Source organism: Shewanella morhuae (genome assembly GCF_900156405.1).
Classification (GTDB): Bacteria; Pseudomonadota; Gammaproteobacteria; order Enterobacterales; family Shewanellaceae; genus Shewanella; species Shewanella morhuae.
In genome coordinates this window covers 85,666-105,824 of record NZ_FTNN01000015.1, presented here as the reverse complement: position 1 = coordinate 105,824, position 20,159 = coordinate 85,666, and the positions used below count along the sequence as shown (strand labels likewise).

Here is a 20,159-nt window from a genome sequence, read left to right as displayed (position 1 = left end):
CAGGGCAACCGCATGAGTGTTCATTAATTAGCCACGCCACTAAATCCAGCATTTAATACCGCTTCTAAGTATGCTGTTTTCATCCAGGCTCGTTTTTGTTTAGCTGGTATGCTTCCTTTTGAAGGTTCGCTTCTAAGCATATTCAATGCGACTTGGCGTAACATAGCCCAATTCTCAGCACCATGGTCTTGATAAATTTGGCAAACATCTTCCCGCATACAAACATCTAACACCCAATGCAGGCTATTTTCTACAGCCCAATGATCACGCACTGCTTCAGCGAGTTGTTGCTCTGTCAGTTCAGCCGAGCTGATATGGTAACGATACATGAGTTCTGGCGCTTTTCCTTTTTGCTGACGAAAGCTCATACTCATACCAAGTGTTTGTAATTGAGGCCATTGTGAGAATTTTTCTGTAAACTGTTTGGCACTTAAGACATGGTAAACTCGCGCTTCGATACGACCATGTTGTTGCTCAAAGCTTAAGCCACCTAGCGGGGCTTTACGTGTCTCAGAAAATGCTGTTTCTACAGCTTTATGCAGATTGCCCTGATTACTTTTTAGCGTAAATAAGTAATCGCCACCTTGCTCGACAATGTGCTCTGCAATGTTAACTTGGCAGCCCATGGCATCAATCGAAACTAAAGCACCTTCAATATCCAGAAGCTTTATTAGCTCTGGGATTGCAGTGATTTCATTAGACTTTTCAGAGGTCTTGACTTGCCCAAGAACGAGTTTGTTTTTACATGCAAACGCATTCACCATATGAATTGTTGATTGTCGGTTTCCACGTTGATAGGAGCCTCTCAATGTCTTGCCGTCTATCGCGATAAGTTGACCTTGCGTTATTTCATGCACGGCTTGCATCCACTTTATGAAACACAGCCTAAATTGCTCGGGATCAATACGTGATATGGTCCTCGCGATGGTGTCATCGACAGGGACACCACCATTTAAATATCCATGCTGTTGAAACCAATCAAGATGACCGTCAGCGTAATCTCGGATCTCGCTCCAACCCTCGGCTCCAGCGATAACACCACACAAGGTAACAAATAAAATATCTTCGAGCGGATAAGTGATTTTAGCCGATTGACGGGTATCGGTGAGCTCGCTGAAAAAGGTTGTGAAGGTTTCAAGGTACATAATTTACTCTCCTAAAAGAGAGTATAAGATCACAGCTAAGCAAGGGCGTCAAACAGATTATGTGTCAACATTATCAGTTCAAAAAACGTTCACGATCTCACCCTGCGCTCTCACTCTAGTTCTTAGAGGCGGTATTTACATATAAGCTAATTATTGTAATCGCACTAAGGTCTTTTTTCGTTTGGGCTCAGTTAAGTATAAAAATTCTTTATAATCGTGAGAGGCATTAATTAGCATCTTGTGTTTATCATTACCTGTAAACAAAACATCTGATGTGCCATCAAGCAGGTTAATATTAACTATTTCATACTTTTCATCTTGATCTAGCTTTAGCACTAAATTGTTATTGTTTATTGAAACACCACTAATATGTTGATCGCCAGTTTGCCATACTTCTTCTATATCAGCATTGTGGTTAAGTCGAAATACTTGTTTATCATTGGAGAAATACACTTGGTCGTGTTCATCTAAATCCATTGAATAACAAACTAGGCGCTCCCCTGTTCCTGTATATGTCGTCAAGCCCAAAGTGTTAAGGTCTAACTTAGCAGGGTGAAAGCTTGTGCCGTCAGCCGCTCGATAGGAAACTAAAATGGCTTCTTCGTATTGGAATGTTTCTTGTAAATAAAACGAATGATGAGGGTGAGGTATCACCTCAAAATCACCATTAGCAAGATTAATACGAAACAACTTGTCTTTACTGGCAGTAATGATCTCTTCGCCACTTTTTGACCAAACTATGCCAAATAGTTCTTCATTATTGGGGTTAGAGAAAACCATGCTCTGTTGACCTTTGTCATACAAGAATAACTGTCTTGAACCATAGCGGTGGGACTCAAAAGCAAACTTAGATGAGTCAGGTGAAAATACGGGTAAGAAGTCGATTGAGGCAGTATCGACAAGTGTCGTAAATTTGTCAGGATCTGTTCTTGTTGAGCTTATGATATCGACATCGATATTGACCAGCTCCATCAATATCTCTTGCCCTGATGGGGTGAAAGTAGCGTCTCGAATGACTTGAAAGTTATCAAAGTTAATACGGGATAGCTGGCCTTGTAGATCAACCGTCAGTAAGTTATCCCTTTTACTGATTAATAAGTGAGTTCCATCTGGGTGCCAACTTAATCCCTGTATTCCATCTTCGATTACAAGCAAGGTTTCTGATTTAGCGTTGCTCAGGTTTAGTAAGTCTACACGGTATTGATTTTGACCCATTTCATAACCTAAGGCGATACGCTCTTTATCCGGTGACAAGGCGTGTACCAGCAGCCAGTCTTGGCCTTGGGAGGCTATTATTACTTGCTTAAATTTAGTCTTTAGATCCACGACAGAGAGTCTAGTTTCATTGGTTTCTTTATTTTTTTCAATAAAATAGATGAGGTTGCTACCAGCCCATTGCAATCTATGACTAGTCACTGAGTACTCATTAAACTCAATAACTTGGATGTAGCCGACAGCATGAAAATTCACCAAGTCTAAATTAAAATAGCCAAGGCTTTGTTGCTCATTATCGTTTTGTATAAATGCTAACGCGCGGTTGTCTGGGCTCCAACCTAAACTGCCATAGTTAGCAGGCTCATCAGTCACTCTGACTTCTCGCCCTGTGTTTAGCTCTTTTAACCATATATGTTGTTTATCATTATCTCCCCGGATAAACGCCAAGTACTCACCATTTGGTGAAACAGATAGATAAGATTCGTTTGCTTCGTTTGAGGTAATAGGCACTAATCGAGAGAAATCGGTTTTAATGCTGGTATCTTTGCTTGTATGCCAAGCCCTAACAAAACTTATCATGGTTATGACGATACAGATTGTTATGGCAGCAGCCAAGGTAACACTCCTGCCAGTAAAGCTTTTAACTATCCCACGCTCATTCTCGATTACCGTACACTCAAGGCAATAGCCCCGTTTAGGGTGAGTAATAATAAGCTGTGGGTTTTTAGAGTCTTCTTTCAATGCTTTTCTGAGTAATGCAATACAACGCTGAACCGAGCTTGGGTTAAAGGTGGAGTTTGGCCACACCGCAGAGAATATCTCCTCCTGACTAACCACTTTGCCTTTTTGAGAATACAAAAACTGCAGTACATCTATGATTTTGGGTTCGACAACTATCTGTGAATCCGTTGATGATATTTTGCATCGTTTCACATCAATATCGAATTGACCTACACGGAACTTATTCAATGGCTTCCTCAAAAAAATCTTTTATAAACATGCGCTAAGGTTTTCTTAAGATAAACTTAAGAGTAAATGCATTGCAGTATGATTGCACAAAATAAATGCTCCATACACTGTTAAATCACCTAGTAAGAAACATGCAGCATATTTTATTTCTGTTAATTATTTTTTGTAGTGCTTTTCTGTTATTTCAGATACAACCCATTTTATCAAAGGAATTATTACCTCTGTTTGGGGGTGGGGCTTCGGTTTGGTCTGCCAGCATGGTTTTTTATCAAGGCATGCTGCTATTGGGTTATCTTTATGCTCACTATCTAAGTCGATTTCAGCTAAAGCAGCAATTGATCATTCATATTGTGTTAGTGCTGATATCTGTGCCTATCACATTTAGCGAACTTGCATTGCCCGTTATTATCTTTTCCCCTGTGTGGTCTGTGATAATCAAGTTGATGTCTCAAGTTGGCTTAGTATTTTTGCTGCTATCTTCAACTAGCGTTTTAATGCAGCGCTGGTATATCCAGACCACTCATAAACCTATTCCCTACCACTGGTATTCGCTGTCTAATTTCGGCTCGCTGCTGGCACTCATTAGTTACCCTTTTGTGTTTGAGGTCTTCTTTTTTATAAACGAGCAAAAGGACTATTGGTTAGCTGGCTTGTACTGTCTCATATTGTTACTACTGGCACTTATATTCACTATTTTGAAGGATAAACATCTCGACTGTTCAGCTTCTAAGTCAGAGCTTAAATCATTGCTTAATGCGCAAAAATTAAGGCCTAAAAAGTACCTTTGGATCATCTTATCTGCGTGTAGCACGGTGATACTAATTGCTACGACACAGATGATAAGCACTAATATTCCTCCTATGCCACTCGTATGGACACTACCTCTCGCCATTTACCTCATCACTTTTTCATTTGCATTCGCATCCGAAAATAGTTATCGACGCGCTCACTGGTCTCCACTGGTTCCATTTGCTGTTTTTGCTGGGTTAATGATGTTTTTTGTTGGTAGCCAATTTAACGCATTAGCGCAATTTTTAATGTATGCGCTAGTGCTGTTCATTTGCTGCATGATCTGCCACGGAGAACTGAGAAAATCAGCCCCAACAGAGGAAGGCTTGACTCAGTTTTATTTGTGTATAGCGTTTGGCGGCGTTATTGGCAGCCTATTTAGTGCATTACTCGCACCTATGATATTTAGCCAGATAACTGAGTATATCGTAGCGCTATCAGTGGTTTTCTCTTTATTCATTTATATTCAACACACTGACGATAAAGCGCGCTCATACCGATATAACGCGAGCATGGCAATATCTATAATCATTTGGGGCTTGTGCTATTTTTACCTCGATAACAGTTTCAATCAATATAACTTGGCGTCAGAAAGAAACTTTTATGGGTACGTAACGGTGAAAGATATTGAGGTCGGCAATATTGCAGAAAGACGCCTAGTCGACGGAACAACGATTCATGGCTCACAGAGCCTAGTTAAGCAAGGTGAACAAACAGGGACTTATTATCATCAAGACACTGGGGTAATTAAGTCGCTTAATACCCTAAAACAACAGGGAGATTTAAATATTGGTATTATTGGTCTCGGTGCAGGAGTATTGGCAAAATTTGCTGACGAAGCAGACAAAATGAGGTTTTATGAACTCAATCCTGCTGTCTATAATATGGCCACTAACTACTTTTCTTACCTTGGTGAGTCGCGCTCAGATATTGAGGTAATACTGGGCGATGGACGAATAACGTTAGCTCAAGAAGTCAAAGATGGTGACCTCTTAATGAATGGGTTAGTTATTGACGCGTTTTCAAGTGATGTTATTCCAGCCCATTTGTTAACGCAAGAAGCCTTCGAGATTTATTGGCGACGGATGATAAAAGATGGAGTGTTAATTATCCACACATCAAATAACCACATAGATCTTATGCCGGTGCTGCACGCTCATAGCTCGAAATTTAACAAGTCATTAGTTAAATTTAAATATCAAGGCAATCCAGCTACTGTCCCTAGCTCTATGTGGGTAGCTATGACGAGTAACCAACAATTTCTGGATTCAATAGCTCCCGACAGCCTGCCTAGTCAAACTTTCCCCAAAGAAGATTACGTTATTTGGACAGATCAAAAAAACAGCCTTTTGCCACTATTAAAACTTTAAAACACAAGGCCGAGTAATACCTATTTAATAGGCCTGTGAATATACTGTTAGGGTTAACATAGATATGGCGTTAGATTTTAAGAGCTAGATAATTACCTAAATATATGAGATGAGCCTCATACACTGAAGCTTAAATGCTTAAGCTCCAGTGTATGAACTGGCCCTAATCCATTAGTTATATATAGTGTTGCCACAGGAGGTTGGTTACGTTGCTCGCTCACACCAATCACGTAGACAGCTAAGCTCGTGGGGTCCACTCACTTGCTGCCTAATGGTAACTTCAATGACTTTGGGTATAGCGGGGCTAGCGGCGACTCAGCCTAACATGATCAGCAATAGGCGCTGGCGCCTACTGAGCAAAGCTTCTTTTTACAGACTTTACCTCGCCTGAATTTCACGCAGCCCTTCATGCTTGTAGCCATGCTTACCGATAGCTATCTCACTTCCATGTAAACTACAAACTACAAACAACAAACTACGGCAGCAGAAATAGCCCTTGGGTTTATGGGCAGATTTATTGCTGTTTTAAGTGGCCTACAGTGGCGATGAATTTGTTGTAAAGGCTGATAGTTTGCTCGCTTTTTATGGTCATGCCATGTTCAGCGTCAGCAATTACGTAGAGTGCTTTACTTGGGCTGAGTACGGCGGCGTTAAAGATAGCTTGGGAAGCGCTGACGGGAGTGACTGTGTCGTCTCTGCCAACCAGCACTAATAAGGCGTGTTGATAGTGCGCAATGGGTTGCAGGTTATTAATCTGTTGAAGCTCGGCATCAAGCGTAATGCTGGTAAAGGGTTTTGCCCAGAAAGGCACTAAGTTGTCGACTAACTCAGGCACTGTGCTGATGGCGCTATCGAGTACTAAGCCATCGATATCGCGTTCATTAGCAAGCTGTGTTGCTAACAGCGATCCCATAGACAATCCATGCACGATTAGCGGCAAGTCGCTTGGAAGTGTCGCTTTGGCAAAATCCACTACTGCTAGCGCATCGGATTTGAGCGCATCGATGCTTAAGTGGGTGGATTTCTCACTGAGGCCGCTACCCCGATAATCGAACCAAATGAGATTGGCGGGTAAATAGGCGAATTCCTCTAGGATCTTATGGGTTTTACTGATGGTCATGCCATTGCCGCCATAAAACACGATATTAGCTTGTGCAGCTGGCTGAATAAGCTGGACGCCGTGGAGTGTTATGTCATCGAGGGTTTTTAGGCTGACCTCAGTTATTACTGCGTTAGGGGCTATATCCCGTAATGTTGCATTCATCTCTGCTAGCGGCGGTAACGTGTCTTGCACATCACTTTGATAGATGAATGAGCTGGGGTGATGTGCTGTGTCGCGCAGCCGCTGAGGAATATTACCAGCAGCAGTGTTAGCTGTTTCATGGGGCGATTTCCTTGCCTGAATGTAGATTTGATTGTAGTGGTGTTGGACTTATCGTTACGGTTAACGTAGTGCGCTACGTCAGTAGACGAAGATGATATTGGGCAGATGCAAAATCGACATGCTAAGTCAGCTTAACGTAATGAAAAATAAGCATGAAAAAGTACGTGCTGAATATAAAAGTAACAAATAATGGGGGTGATTTTTAATTGCTGCAATAGGCCATTAGTCGTAACTTGCTGTCGGCTTGTGGCAATGGCTCGATTTGTGGCAGTAGCTCGGCATTGGGATCGCTTTGCTTATATGTGCTGATTTATTCGCAACCCAGATGGCGGCCTTGGTCGCTGGGTGTTTATGGCCAGTATGGTTTCTCTACTGTGACTTTTTACTTTCTGTTTTTAAAACCAGCAGTCTAACAATCTATGCACTTAAGCTATGCATTAAAGAATCGCACTAAAAAAATCGCCGCTAGGCGGCGATCTTCTTAGTCGTTTACAGGTGTTAATCGGCTTAGTTGCGCACTAAATCCAATTCTTTGATTAAGTTATCGGCGTGGTCAACTTCGTCCATCATCCACAAAATGTAGCGGATATCCACGTGTACTGCACGGGTGATGGTGGGGTTGAAGAACCAATCTTTGGTGATGGCTTCATAGGTTGAATCGAAGTTTAAACCGACTAACTCGCCTTTGCCGTTAAACACTGGCGAGCCTGAGTTGCCGCCTGTGGTGTCGACGCTGGATAAAAAGTTAACCGGTACTGAGTTAAACTCTGCGGGTTTATCTAGGCAAGAGAACAAGCTGCAAATCCAACCGCTCGGATCTTGATAAACCGATTTGACTAAGTGATCGCCAAAGCGTTGCTCTTTAATCGCATCGAGTAATTTTTTCGGCGCGTTATAGGGTGCAACACCTGTGTGTTTCGCGACTATGCCATCTAGACGAGTGAATGGCTGCTTATAGAGCGCATCGCGGGACTGATAGCCATCGACCATACCATAACTGATGCGCAGCGTACCGTTAGCGTCAGGATAGACTGGCCAGTTATTCGCTTTATAGTATTTAATCATGGCTGCCATATAATCAGGGCGAGCGCTAGACAGTTTGCCATCTAAGATTTTTTCTGACTTTTCCTGAGCCATATTGGTGTCATAAAGCGCGACTGCTAAACGGATAAAGGGATCGGTACTGGTTTCAAAAGCGTTAGCATCGGCATCCATCCATGTCAGCCTTTGCGCTTGGTCTGTAAGGGTAGTGAGTGAGTACAAACCATCAAGTTTTACCGCGAGATCTCTATCTTTATTATTGATATCCAACATTTGATCGAGTGCTGCCACGCGATTCGATTGGCCAAGATAAGCCATCAAATCCTGTAGCCAGAGCGTTTTATCGACTTTGACATCAAAACTCGAATCGATACGTTTAAGACGTGAGCTTAACATCGCTATATCACGCTCTTGGTAGCCTTGCTCACGCTCGGCATCGGGCTTTTGTTTTTCTTTTGCAAGACGGTAAAGATTATTCGCTGCGCTTAACAGGGTGCTCGATTGGGCATTGGTAAAGTAATAGTTACTTTGAAATGCTTGCTGTTGCTGGGCGAGTAACACGTCTAACTCAGCGATGAGATTTTGATTTAGCTCAGGATTTTGTTTCAGCCACGCGAGAAAGTTATCCTCACGACTTTGTTTAATCCCCACAATATCCGTAGCTTTAAAGCCCGCCAGCAGACCATTGAGTTTCTTCATCCTATTAGCCATAGAAGCCATGTTGCCCGCGTACTTTATGGCGATATCGGCATCTTGTTGTCCCATCGCTGTAATTGTATCAATTTGTAGTTGATAGCGTTTAGCTTGAGTTGGATATAACCAATGACTGGCAAACTTAAGTTCACTGGTCAGGTTATAGCGACTGGTTGAGCCCGGATAACCTGCTATGAACACGCCGTCACCGGCTTTTACGCCATCAGCATTCACTTTAAGGTAACTCTTTGGCTTATAGGGGATATTGTCATCACTATAGGCCGCGGGTTGGCCGTCTTTGCCTACATAGGCGCGTAAGAAGGCGAAATCACCAGAATGGCGCGGATATTCATAGTTATCGATATCGCCACCAAACCCGCCGATACTTTTGGGTGGTGCATAAACTAAACGCACATCGCGGATCATTAACTGTTTAATTAAATAGTATTCTAAGCCGTTATGAAAACTGCGAACATTACAGCGATAGTTATCATCCGCTTCACAACTCTTAATCAGCGCTTTGCTGTGATTTTGAATGTCTTCGTAACGCGTTAACGGATCTTGGCTGAGATCTTTCATGATGCCGGCAGTGACATCTGTAACTGCTTCAGTAATATATAAACGCTCGTTAGGACCGGCCGAAGGTTCCTTGTCCATTGATGTGGCTAAAAAGCCTTGTTCTAGATAGTTATGTTCTGTCTTGGTGTTATATTGTATCGCCTTGTAGGCACAATGATGGTTTGTCACAACTAGCCCTTGGGGCGAGACAAAACTGGCGGTACAATAGCCCAGTCCTACAACGGCATTCATAGGGTAACGTGTCAGATCGGCCAATTGTTCTGCTGGAATATCGATTCCACGTTCACTGAGTTTGTCTGCAATTGAAGGCATTTGATAAGGTTGCCATTGTCCTTCGTCGGCGGCTGCTATGCCGGATGTCAGTGCTAGGGCCGCAACCAATGCAATACGCATGTTCTTTCCTTATTGATTTTTTAGAGTGTCCGTTGGAATGAAATAACAGGTAAGTGTAAACATCCTGTTTGCTTGACGCGGGTTTTATATCATATTTTGTTAAGTTGTTGGAAATCGGGAGCGTTAATGTCACAACAAGGTGCTTTTAAGCCTAAAAGTAAGCCAAGAGATTTGCAGCTAGATGGACTCAAGCTGCCACCGCATTCAATTGAGGCTGAACAATCGGTATTAGGCGGCTTGATGTTAGATGCCGAAGCGTGGGATCGGGTGGCTGAGGCCGTAGTCAAAGAGGACTTTTACTCCCGCTCACACAAGATGATTTTTGCTGCCATGCACCGCTTGGTTGAACAAGGGCAACCAATCGATTTGATCACGGTTTCTGAGCAATTAGAAGTTGAAAATCAATTAGAGGATGCCGGAGGCTTTGCCTATTTAGGTGAGATTGCTAAAAATACGCCGAGTGCAGGTAATATTTTATCCTACGCTGAAATTGTGCGTGAGCGCGCTGTTGTACGTGACATGATCCGCGTAGCACATGAAATTGCCGATGCAGGCTACAATCCTGAAGGTCGCGACTCGAGTGAGTTACTCGACCTAGCCGAAAGTAAAGTTTTTAAAATTGCTGAAATGCGTACCAATGTTAACGAAGGTCCTGAGGACATTAAAACGATCCTCGAAAAGACCGTCGATAAGATTGAGCAACTTTACAATAATCCCCATAACGGCGTGACGGGTGTCTCGAGCGGCTTTAATGATCTCGATAAAATGACCGCAGGTTTCCAAGCGGGTGATTTAGTGATTGTTGCCGCGCGTCCTTCTATGGGTAAAACTACCTTCGCGATGAACCTATGCGAACAAGCGGCAATGAATGAAGATAAACCAGTGCTTATTTTCAGCCTCGAGATGCCATCAGAACAGATTATGATGCGTATGTTGGCTTCTTTGGGCCGCGTTGACCAAACTAAAATACGTACTGGTCAACTTGATGACGAGGATTGGGCGCGAGTTTCATCGACCATGGGCATTATGCTTGAGCAAGGTAAAATGTATATCGATGATGGCTCAGGGTTAACGCCAACTGAAGTCCGTAGCCGTGCGCGTCGTATCGCTCGTGAATACGGTGGTTTATCGATGATCATGATAGATTACCTGCAGCTAATGCAGGTACCCGCCTTGAAAGATAACCGTACTCTAGAAATCTCGGAAATTTCGCGCTCCTTAAAAGCGTTAGCTAAAGAGTTAGAAATTCCTATTATTGCACTATCGCAGCTCAACCGCTCACTCGAGCAACGTGCTGATAAACGGCCAGTAAACTCGGATTTGCGTGAATCGGGCGCTATCGAGCAGGATGCCGATCTCATCATGTTTATTTATCGCGATGAAGTGTATAACAACGATTCTCAAGACAAAGGCACCGCTGAAATCATTATTGGTAAGCAGCGTAACGGCCCTATTGGTCGGGTGCGATTAACTTTCCAAGGACAGTTTTCACGCTTCGACAATTATGCGGGTCCACAGTTTGAAGAAGATTAAGTTTTTTAGAAAATGAGAATCAGCATTAGATTTACGCTTGCAGAAGGCTGACAGTGCTGATGTATTGTTTTTATTGTTCGTGACTTTTTATTTCCTGAGTAAACAAGGTAAATTTTGAACCCTTTTCCCCGTGCAGAAATTAGCAGTAGTGCACTGCAAACCAATCTTGCTGCGTTGCGTCAACAGGCACCTGCAAGTCGTGTTATGGCTGTTGTTAAAGCGAACGGTTATGGTCATGGATTATTAAATGTTGCCCATTGTTTAGTGGGTGCCGATGGCTTTGGTCTAGCACGATTAGATGAAGCATTAGAGTTACGAGCGGGCGGTGTTAAGGCTCGTTTATTATTGCTTGAAGGTTTTTTTCGTGCAACCGATCTCCCTTTGCTGGTCGAGCATGATATCGACACCGTAGTGCATCATGAGTCCCAGCTTGCAATGTTAGAACAAACTGAGCTGGCAAAACCGGTCACTGTTTGGTTAAAAATAGATTCAGGCATGCACCGTTTAGGCTTTATACCCGAGCAGTTTACAAAAGTTTATGATCGCTTAATGGCGTGCCGCAATGTCGCAAAACCGATTCATTTGATGACGCATTTTGCTTGTGCCGATGAGCCCGGTAATAACTATACCGCTGTACAGATGGCGGCTTTTAATACATTAACGGCAGGTTTGCCAGGGTTTAGAACCTTAGCTAATTCAGCGGGCGCACTCTATTGGCCTCAAAGCCAAGGCGATTGGATTCGTCCCGGTATTGCGCTTTACGGCGTGTCACCTGTCACTGGTGATTGCGGGGCTAATCATGGGCTCGTACCCGCGATGGAGTTAGTGTCGCAGTTAATTGCGGTGCGTGAGCATAAAGCGAATCAACCCGCTGGTTACGGTTGTTTCTGGACCGCAAAACAAGATACCCGCTTAGGTATAGTCGCGATTGGTTATGGCGATGGTTATCCACGTAATGCCCCAGAAGGCACGCCTGTGTGGATTAATGGTCGACGAGTACCAATTGTAGGTCGTGTATCTATGGATATGTTAACGGTCGACTTAGGCCTGGATGCACAAGATAAGGTAGGCGATAGCGCTCTACTATGGGGTAAGGCACTTCCTGTGGAAGAAGTCGCCGAGCACATAGGCACTATCGCTTATGAACTTGTTACTAAGCTCACGCCAAGGGTGTCTGTGTGCTTAGCGTAATCCATAATCTTGCGATGATGAATAAACGTTAAATTACAAAAACGGTGTGTTGAACACCGTTTTTGTTTTAGCTGTATTGAAATGCATTATTACGGCTAATAAAAATTCCGTTATTTTTCAAAGCAAATTTCAATATAAGCGGCTCCATGTGGGCTTGTGAATGGCATAATAATTTTAGTGCCGCTGGCTTTGTGGGAAATGGTATGGCCTTTTCCAGATACCACCATAGGGGTGGCCATTTCAAACTCATAGCCTTTTTGCCCCAATAAGTTTTTTGCGCCGCCCGTGACCATATTGGTTATTTCACCGACTAAATCAGTCACTTCGTCGTTAATCTTCCCTGGGTTTTCACCGAGCATATTCTGCATAATTTGCAGGACCAGCTTTTGTTCAAATGTAATCGACAGTGACCCTTTAGTTTGAGGGCCTACGAGGCCGATTAAGCCTGACACATCTCCTTTTGCTAAATTATCTGATTTGATCTGGGGCTTGCCCGGTGTCAAATCCATGCTCGCCATGGTCGAAAGAACATTAAGCAGAGATTGAAGAAAAGGGTTTATAAAATTGACGTTCATGCCTAAGTTTGTCCTCTTGTGAGCCTAAATCATGGCGTGATGACATGTACAAGGCTATTAGAAAAGTTGCTTACCAGCAGCAATCTTGATTACAGTCTATAGCTTAGATGAGACCACTATAAATGTGAGGCTAGTTTATAGGTATTTAATCATTTATCCGAGGTTTGCGTAGTCAAACATCAATAAAACTGTGTAATAGAGCCATTTTCTTCGTTTAATCTTCAAAGCCCCATTAATAATGGCGCATGTGTACCTATGCTGCAAAGTTTTTTGCTTTTATACGCTGTTAGCCGTCAATTGATATTATCACCACCAATTTTTTGATTATCTTGGCAAGTGTTGTTAGATAAATGAAGCGTGTCATTATGTATAGCAAGCATTTTTTATTTCACACAAATACTTAACTGATTAATTTAATTGGATATTGATCTGGAATAAAATCTATAATCTTGTCAGTACAATAAAAGTGCGAGTGTTACAGCTTTAATTAATTGGTAATACAAATGATAATAGTTATTGATCACCTTGCAATATTTCCTTATATTAGCGACCGATAAATGCGTGACATTGCTCACGGCAATAACTAACTCTATCGCGATAGGAATGTTTCTTGATGAAAATGGCTCAACGTCGTAATGGTCGAGTTCGACTCGGCGCTCATATGCTGGGATCGTTAACTTTAGGGATGGCAGTTTCTGCTGCTTCAGCTATGGCAGCAGACCAACCAACACCTAAAACAGATAAAAAAGTCGAACATATTGAAGTTAACGGCGAGTATCTGGGCTATAACACTCGTAAAGTGCAATCAGGGAAATTCACTGAAGATTTACTGAATAGTGCTAAAACTATCACAGTTATAAACCAAGATCTTATCAAAGACATGGGTGCGCAAACTTTTACTGATGCATTGCGTGCAACACCTGGTATTAGCCTTGGCACTGGCGAGGGTGGTAACCCTTATGGTGATAGGCCTTTTATTCGTGGTTACGATGCGCAGTCATCGACCTTTATTAATGGTATGCGTGATGTGGGTTCGCAAAGCCGTGAAACGTTCAACATAGAACAAATTGAGGTGCTAAAAGGCCCTAGTTCTGTGTATAGCGGTCGCGGCGCGGTAGGTGGCAGTATCAATATTGTTACTAAAAAAGCCAATGCTGAAGATGCAATAAACTTAGACTTAGCCGTGGGTACAGATTCGTTAACTCGCGCTAGCTTAGATATTAACCGCGTCATTGCCGATGAAGCTGCGGTGCGCCTCAATGTGATGGCCCATGATGCTGACACGCCAGGACGTAATGAGGTCTCTGGTAATCGTTGGGGGGTTGCGCCTTCAGTGACTTTTGGTTTGACGACACCGACTAAGGTGACGTTAGAATATTATCACTTTGAAAATCACGATGTACCTGACTATGGCATCCCTTACGATCAAAGTAAGGGTCAGCCAGTTGATGTTAATCCCGATAATTTTTATGGTTTGTTGTCGCGCGATTTTCGAGACAACACGGACGACACGGCTTCAGTGTTAATAAGTCATGATTTCAACAATGATTTTCAGTTTACTTCTACCTCAGTTTATAGCCGCAACACTAACGATTATATTGTTACTAACCCTGATGACACGGCGGGCAACGTTGTTAATGGTAATGTGTGGCGCAATACTAAATCACGTAATTCCGAGACGAAAAGTCTGGCGACTCAGTTGCAATTAGCTGGTGAGGCGAAGTTAGCGGGTATGCCAAATCGTTTTGCTGTTGGCGCCGAGTTCAGTAATGAGCGTACTAGTAACCAGCCTTATGTCGTTGATACTGGCAATGGCCGTAATGGCGGCTGCACGGCTGAAATGATTGCGAGTTATAACTGTACCTCGTTAACTAACCCTAACCCGCATGATCCTTGGGTCGGCTCTATCACTAAAGGTGTCGTGACTGAAACAGAAACCGACACCAGTTCACTGTATGCTTTTAATACGATTGAATTAAGCGATGCATGGATGGTAAACGGTGGTATTCGTTGGGATGATTTCAGAACAGAATCTGATAACGGCACCACAGCGCTATCCAATGAGGATGACTTCCTTAATTATCAATTATCAGTGCTATATAAACCGACCATTAATGGCAGTATTTATGCGGCTTGGGGTACATCTTCTAACCCACCGGGTACTTCTAATGGCGATGGTGCAGACGGTTTAGCCACAGCGAACCAAGATTTAAAACCTGAAGATACCGAAAGCTATGAGCTCGGCGTAAAATGGGATTTATTCAGTGGCCGCTTGTCACTCACCAGCTCAATTTTCCAAATTGAGAAAAATAATGCTCGTGTTGCGACCGAAGCTGGACGTGGTGCACCGCAGGAAAACGTGGGTAAACAAAACGTCAAAGGTTTTGAATTTGGTTTCTCAGGTGATTTTACCGATGAATGGCATGGTTTTGGTGGTTACACTTACTTAGATGCAACCTTAGAAAGCAACGGTTTTAATATGGAATATGATGGTAATCGTTTCCCTAATACCGCGAAAAACAGCGTTAGTTTGTTTACGACCTATGACATAACTGAGGCATTTAATTTAGGTGGTGGTGCGTATTACATGGGCGAAGTTTATGGTAATACGGCCAATACGCTATCAATCCCATCTTACTGGCGTTTTGATGCAGTATCATCTTACAAAATGAACGAGTTTTTGACCCTACGTTTGAATGTACAAAACTTAACGGATGAGCGTTATTACGATAAAGCTTATTCAGCACATTTTGCGAATATGGCGCCAGGACGTTTAGTTATGCTAAGTGCCGATATGCATTTTTAATGTTGGAATTGCGCTAATGTTATGGCAGCCTTCGGGCTGCCTTTTATGTTTATAATCCTTATCAATCACGTAAACCCGTGTATTTTAGTGTAATGGAATAATGAGATGCTTATTGAAATCCCTGATGTTTTTTCTAAACAAGAAGTCAGTCAACTACGTGAACAATTAGATGCCCGCCGTTGGGTAGACGGTAATCAAACCTCGGGGGCGATGGCGAGCACTCGTAAGCGTAATCAACAGTTAGATAAGGACGATCCAGTTGCGGTAGAGATAGGTCAGCAAATTATGGAAAGGCTACTTGCGCATCCATTATTTATCTCTGCAGCATTGCCATTGCAATTTTACCCACCGTTGTTTAATCGATATCAAGGCGGTGAAACCTTTGGATATCATATAGATAATGCTATCCGCTCGACCCCTGATGGGATGATCCGTACCGATTTGTCTGCGACTTTATTTCTCAGTGAACCAGAAAGCTATCAGGGCGGCGAATTGGTTATCCAAGATACTTACGGCCAACAAAGCATAAAATTATCTGCGGGTTCATTAGTGCTTTATCCATCTACCAGCCTGCATCAGGTCACGCCAGTCCTGTCGGGTGAGCGTACCGCTGCCTTTATGTGGTTGCAAAGTATGGTTCGTGATGAAGGCCAGCGCCGCTTGCTATTTCAACTTGATCAATCGATTCAAACACTCACGGCTCAGCAGGTTGCAGAACAAGAGTTGTTTAACCTGACGGGTGTGTATCACAATTTATTGAGGCGCTGGAGTGAGCTGTAAATGGACGTTCACACATTAGATAAATTTGGCATAATAGCCGCTAGTTTTGGGCGGTTATTACTATGAGTTTTGAATCGGCATTTTCCCTGATGAGATATTCGCTGACAAACTGATATTTTTATAAAGTACAAATAGTTAAAGTTGACCTACTTACAAGGCTAACTGTATTGACACGGATGCGTACTCATCAAAAGGTACGATTTTTATATTTATGGAGGTAACACATGTTCGTAGGATTAACTCTTTTTTCTGCTTTGTTTCCACTCGCCGTATTTATTGGTGTGATTATATTTGCTGTAAAGTTGATTGGTCGTTTAAAAGACATTTCAGAGTCTCAAAAGTCCATTGCTGACTCGCACACTCAATTAGTTAAGTTACTCATAAGTAATCAACAGAAAAGCGATTCATCAGGCGTGTAGGACAACATTAGACTCTGTACGTAAGATGCTTTGCTTTAACTGTTTTCCCTTATCAATTAATTCTACCAATATTACACTTGAACATAGAGTTAGTCGCATTAATCTAGTCTTTTCTGTGATAAGTAAGTCAGCATGAGTCATTGAAATTTAAAGCAATTATCTTTTTAGTTATCACTCGGTAGTGAGAGTTTTAGAGGATTTATTTTGATTTTTTGTTCCAAACAAATCTACGTTAATGATGTGTTATAATCACATTGCCTCACCAACCTGGTGTTTGGTAATCGTGCTTTGCCCTGTGTATAATGCCTTGGCGTTTTACTTCACATAGACGACAAGTGACGACAAGACATTGATGGTGAATTATCCTGCCAGCCTTTTCACGTTTTTGAACGCGAAATAACGCCATCGATGAGATTCTATAATCTGCAGCGTCCAAGCTATTGTGATTCCCTCTTAGTTCCCCTGAATAAGGTAGAACATCCTAAACGTGTAAAAACAGCCAGTAAGAATATTATTTAGTCGGATTATAATGAATTTAAATAAAGCCCAGCAACACCAAGGTTTAGCGCCTAAAACCCTCGATCGCACCTTTTCCATTGCGCCCATGCTGGATTGGACAGATCGCCATTATCGTTATTTTGCGCGTTTGATGTCGGCTAATGCATTGTTATATACAGAAATGGTGACTACTGGGGCGATATTGCATGGTCGCGGTGATTATTTAGCGTATAACCAAGAAGAACATCCTTTGGCGTTGCAGCTAGGTGGCTCTAATCCTGTTGATTTAGCGCGCTGCGCTAAACTAGCGGCTGAGCGTGGTTATGATGAAGTGAATCTCAATGTCGGTTGCCCTTCCGATCGTGTGCAGAATGGCCGTTTTGGCGCTTGCTTGATGGCCGAACCTGAGCTGGTGGCTGAATGCGTCGATGCCATGAAGCAGGTCGTTGATATTCCTATTACAGTTAAAACGCGTATTGGAATTGATGAGCAAGATAGTTACGAGTTTCTTACGCAGTTTATTGATGTTGTTAGCGCAAAAGGTTGTACGGATTTTACTATTCACGCACGTAAAGCTTGGCTTCAGGGCTTGAGTCCGAAGGAGAATCGTGAGATCCCGCCGCTTGATTATGCGCGCGTATATCAACTTAAGCGTGATTATCCCGCGCTTAATATTGGTATTAATGGCGGTGTTACCACACTTGAGCAAGCGCAAACCCATTTGGCGCAACTTGATGGGGTGATGATGGGGCGTGAGGCTTACCAGAATCCCTATATTCTGGCGCAGGTGGATCAAATATTGTGTGGCAGCCAACAGGCGGTAATAAGCCGTGAAGATGTCATTGAGGCTATGTTGCCTTATATCGAAGCACATTTGCAGTCGGGTGGCCGGCTCAATCACATTACTCGGCATATGATTGGGTTATTCCAAGGTTTACCAGGTGCCCGCGCATGGCGTCGTTATTTGAGTGAAAATGCCCATAAAAATGGTGCAGGCATTGAAGTGGTAAAACAAGCATTTCAGAATATTCAAGCTGAAATGGCAGTGTAGTTTTTCTTATGTTAAAAAATGGTGAGATTTACTAAGTTGAATAGTATTTTTCACCACTTACATTTTATTAATCCATTCCTTTATCTCTCATCACTTACATTTTTAATTTTAATTTAATAAAAATCATATGCTTAGTGTTAATCTATAAGTTGGCATGCAGTTTGTAATACTCCTTTCGTCAAGTAAATTAATCGAAAGGGATGCCATCATGTTTACATTAACCATTAAAAAAACAGTGCAAGTGAGTGTGTTACTCGGTGCGTTATTCGGAAGCGTTGCAGTACAAGCAGAAGCTACAACAATGTCGGATGTTGCTGGAGCTATTGAACAAACATTAACCAAGCAAACACAAGAGTTACTCGTCAGCGCTAAGCGTGAGTTAGTGTTATCGCTACATACTCAGCTTGCAGAAACTATTTATGATTTTAATAGTCAACTTGGCTTAAATGCTGAACATACAAGTGAGTCGGTGAGTGCTGATGAATATAGTGCTAATTAAGGGAAGCGCAGATGTGGTTTACCTGTAATGACTTTGCTGCTGTTATTTATAATCAATCTTATGTTGTTTGCAGATGATGTTATTTATGGATTTCAGTGGCACAGGATGAGTGCTTGTAAATTAATGATTCACTGAGCCGAGGTGTTAGATGAAGCAAATTAAAATACGTCTGCAAAACCCCAAACGATTAGTGTGTGGCGTTGCCGCTGATTTGGCATCAAAGTTTGGTTGGTCTTGCTTTTTGACCCGCGTGGTGTGGGCTGGTGTAACGGTATTTATGCCAGGAATGAGTTTATTGATTTACTTTGTTTTAGCTTTGTTAGCGGATCAATGGAAAAGGTCAGTTTAAGCTTATTCAACGGACTTATATTTGATGAGCGGAGTGACTTATCTTGATTTTAAGGCCAAATTTTATTAACAAGAGGGCACTTTGACCCTCATGTGAAATGTATATTGCTTACAGACTACTTTTTCAAAAAAGCCTGAAATCTGCTTTTAGCTTCATCACTTTTTAGCCTAGCGCTAAATTGCTCTAATTCTTGATGCATTTGGTGTTGTACGCGGTTTTTATGTGGACGCATGAGTTGACGAGTAATTTGCAGTGCCTGTGGTGGTTGATTCGCCAGTTTTTTTGCCTGCGATAGCGCATAACTGAATAACTCTTCATCAGCCACTATTTCGTTGATCATATTAAGTCTGTGAGCCGTCTGGGCGTTAAAACTTTCACCGAGCAACAGCAGCTCTGCTGCTTTTTGATAACCAACAAGTTCTGGTAGCAGTAAACTTGCCCCGGCTTCTGGCACCAGAGCCAAGTTAACAAATGGTAGTTGGAACTTAGCAGTGCTATCTGCGTACACTAAATCGCAATGCAATAGCACGGTTGTACCTATACCAACAGCAGCGCCAGAAACAGCAGCGACAAGCGGTTTTTTGAGCTCCAGTAGACAAAATAGAAAACGTACCGCTGGGTGGTTTGGTCCTAAGTCACTATTTTTCAAAAAGTCTGCAATATCATTGCCTGAAGTAAAGCAATTATTTTTGCCATATAACATAAAGGCACGAATGTCGTTGTCTGCTTCACCTTCGATCAGGTATTCTGTCAGTTGTTTATACATATTAAGATCAAATGCATTGCGTTTATCAGGGCGATTAAAGCTGATAATGCGTACGCCCTGATCATCCTGGACCTGTATATGACTCATGGGTTGTTTCCTTTACGACGACATTGG

General features: G+C 42.5%; 15 protein-coding genes. 9 read left to right on the top strand and 6 right to left on the bottom strand.

From position 1 onward, the window contains the following. Nucleotides 1–23: 23 nt before the first annotated feature. Entirely contained in the window at nt 24–1,145 is a 1,122-nt protein-coding gene (locus BW947_RS15760) for an ISAs1 family transposase (protein ID WP_076501089.1), read from the bottom strand. Nucleotides 1,146–1,295: 150 nt separating this feature from the next. Further along, a complete protein-coding gene (locus BW947_RS15755) occupies nt 1,296–3,329 on the bottom strand; it encodes a winged helix-turn-helix domain-containing protein (RefSeq protein WP_076501305.1) in 2,034 nt (677 codons plus the stop codon). 257 nt (nt 3,330–3,586) lie between these two features. Here BW947_RS15755 and BW947_RS15750 point away from each other — a divergent pair, with 257 nt between their 5' ends. Then, nucleotides 3,587–5,488 carry a spermidine synthase gene (locus tag BW947_RS15750; RefSeq protein ID WP_244153263.1) on the top strand — a complete coding sequence of 634 codons (1,902 nt, stop codon included), beginning with the start codon at nt 3,587–3,589 and terminating at the stop codon, nt 5,486–5,488. A 514-nt stretch (nt 5,489–6,002) separates the two neighbouring features. On the opposite strand, the gene BW947_RS15745 is transcribed toward BW947_RS15750, so the two are convergent. Further along, a complete protein-coding gene (locus tag BW947_RS15745; protein WP_143562266.1) occupies nt 6,003–6,782 on the bottom strand; it encodes an alpha/beta hydrolase in 780 nt (259 codons plus the stop codon). Between the two features lie 597 nt (nt 6,783–7,379). Next, nucleotides 7,380–9,578: a S46 family peptidase gene (locus tag BW947_RS15740; RefSeq protein WP_076501297.1), complete on the bottom strand. Its 2,199-nt coding sequence runs from the start codon at nt 9,576–9,578 to the stop codon at nt 7,380–7,382. A gap of 126 nt (nt 9,579–9,704) precedes the next feature. On the opposite strand from BW947_RS15740, the gene dnaB reads away from it, so the two are divergent. Together dnaB and alr are read left to right on the top strand one after the other, a co-directional pair. Beyond that, entirely contained in the window at nt 9,705–11,111 is a 1,407-nt protein-coding gene (gene dnaB, locus BW947_RS15735; protein ID WP_076501295.1) for a replicative DNA helicase, read from the top strand. A 114-nt stretch (nt 11,112–11,225) separates the two neighbouring features. Further along, complete coding sequence (gene alr / locus BW947_RS15730) at nt 11,226–12,302, top strand: alanine racemase (RefSeq protein ID WP_076501292.1); 1,077 nt, start codon at nt 11,226–11,228, stop codon at nt 12,300–12,302. A 110-nt stretch (nt 12,303–12,412) separates the two neighbouring features. Here the strand turns inward: alr and BW947_RS15725 are convergent, their stop codons facing one another. After that, entirely contained in the window at nt 12,413–12,877 is a 465-nt protein-coding gene (locus tag BW947_RS15725; RefSeq protein ID WP_076501290.1) for a chemotaxis protein CheX, read from the bottom strand. A 613-nt stretch (nt 12,878–13,490) separates the two neighbouring features. Between BW947_RS15725 and BW947_RS15720 the strand changes: the two genes are divergently transcribed. The 6 genes from BW947_RS15720 (at nt 13,491) to BW947_RS15695 (ending at nt 19,279) form a co-directional block, all read left to right on the top strand. Beyond that, entirely contained in the window at nt 13,491–15,683 is a 2,193-nt protein-coding gene (locus BW947_RS15720; RefSeq protein ID WP_076501287.1) for a TonB-dependent receptor, read from the top strand. Nucleotides 15,684–15,788: 105 nt separating this feature from the next. Beyond that, on the top strand, nt 15,789–16,463 hold the full coding sequence (locus BW947_RS15715; protein ID WP_076501285.1) for a Fe2+-dependent dioxygenase: 675 nt from the start codon (nt 15,789–15,791) through the stop codon (nt 16,461–16,463). Nucleotides 16,464–16,687: 224 nt separating this feature from the next. Beyond that, entirely contained in the window at nt 16,688–16,882 is a 195-nt protein-coding gene (locus tag BW947_RS15710) for a hypothetical protein (protein ID WP_076501283.1), read from the top strand. Between the two features lie 529 nt (nt 16,883–17,411). Then, nucleotides 17,412–18,431 carry a tRNA dihydrouridine(20/20a) synthase DusA gene (dusA, locus tag BW947_RS15705; protein WP_076501281.1) on the top strand — a complete coding sequence of 340 codons (1,020 nt, stop codon included), beginning with the start codon at nt 17,412–17,414 and terminating at the stop codon, nt 18,429–18,431. A gap of 208 nt (nt 18,432–18,639) precedes the next feature. Further along, nucleotides 18,640–18,930: a hypothetical protein gene (locus tag BW947_RS15700; RefSeq protein WP_076501278.1), complete on the top strand. Its 291-nt coding sequence runs from the start codon at nt 18,640–18,642 to the stop codon at nt 18,928–18,930. A 148-nt stretch (nt 18,931–19,078) separates the two neighbouring features. Next, on the top strand, nt 19,079–19,279 hold the full coding sequence (locus BW947_RS15695) for a PspC domain-containing protein (RefSeq protein WP_076501275.1): 201 nt from the start codon (nt 19,079–19,081) through the stop codon (nt 19,277–19,279). Nucleotides 19,280–19,394: 115 nt separating this feature from the next. Here BW947_RS15695 and BW947_RS15690 read toward each other — a convergent pair whose 3' ends face one another. Next, complete coding sequence (locus BW947_RS15690) at nt 19,395–20,132, bottom strand: enoyl-CoA hydratase (RefSeq protein ID WP_076501272.1); 738 nt, start codon at nt 20,130–20,132, stop codon at nt 19,395–19,397. Nucleotides 20,133–20,159: the final 27 nt, after the last annotated feature.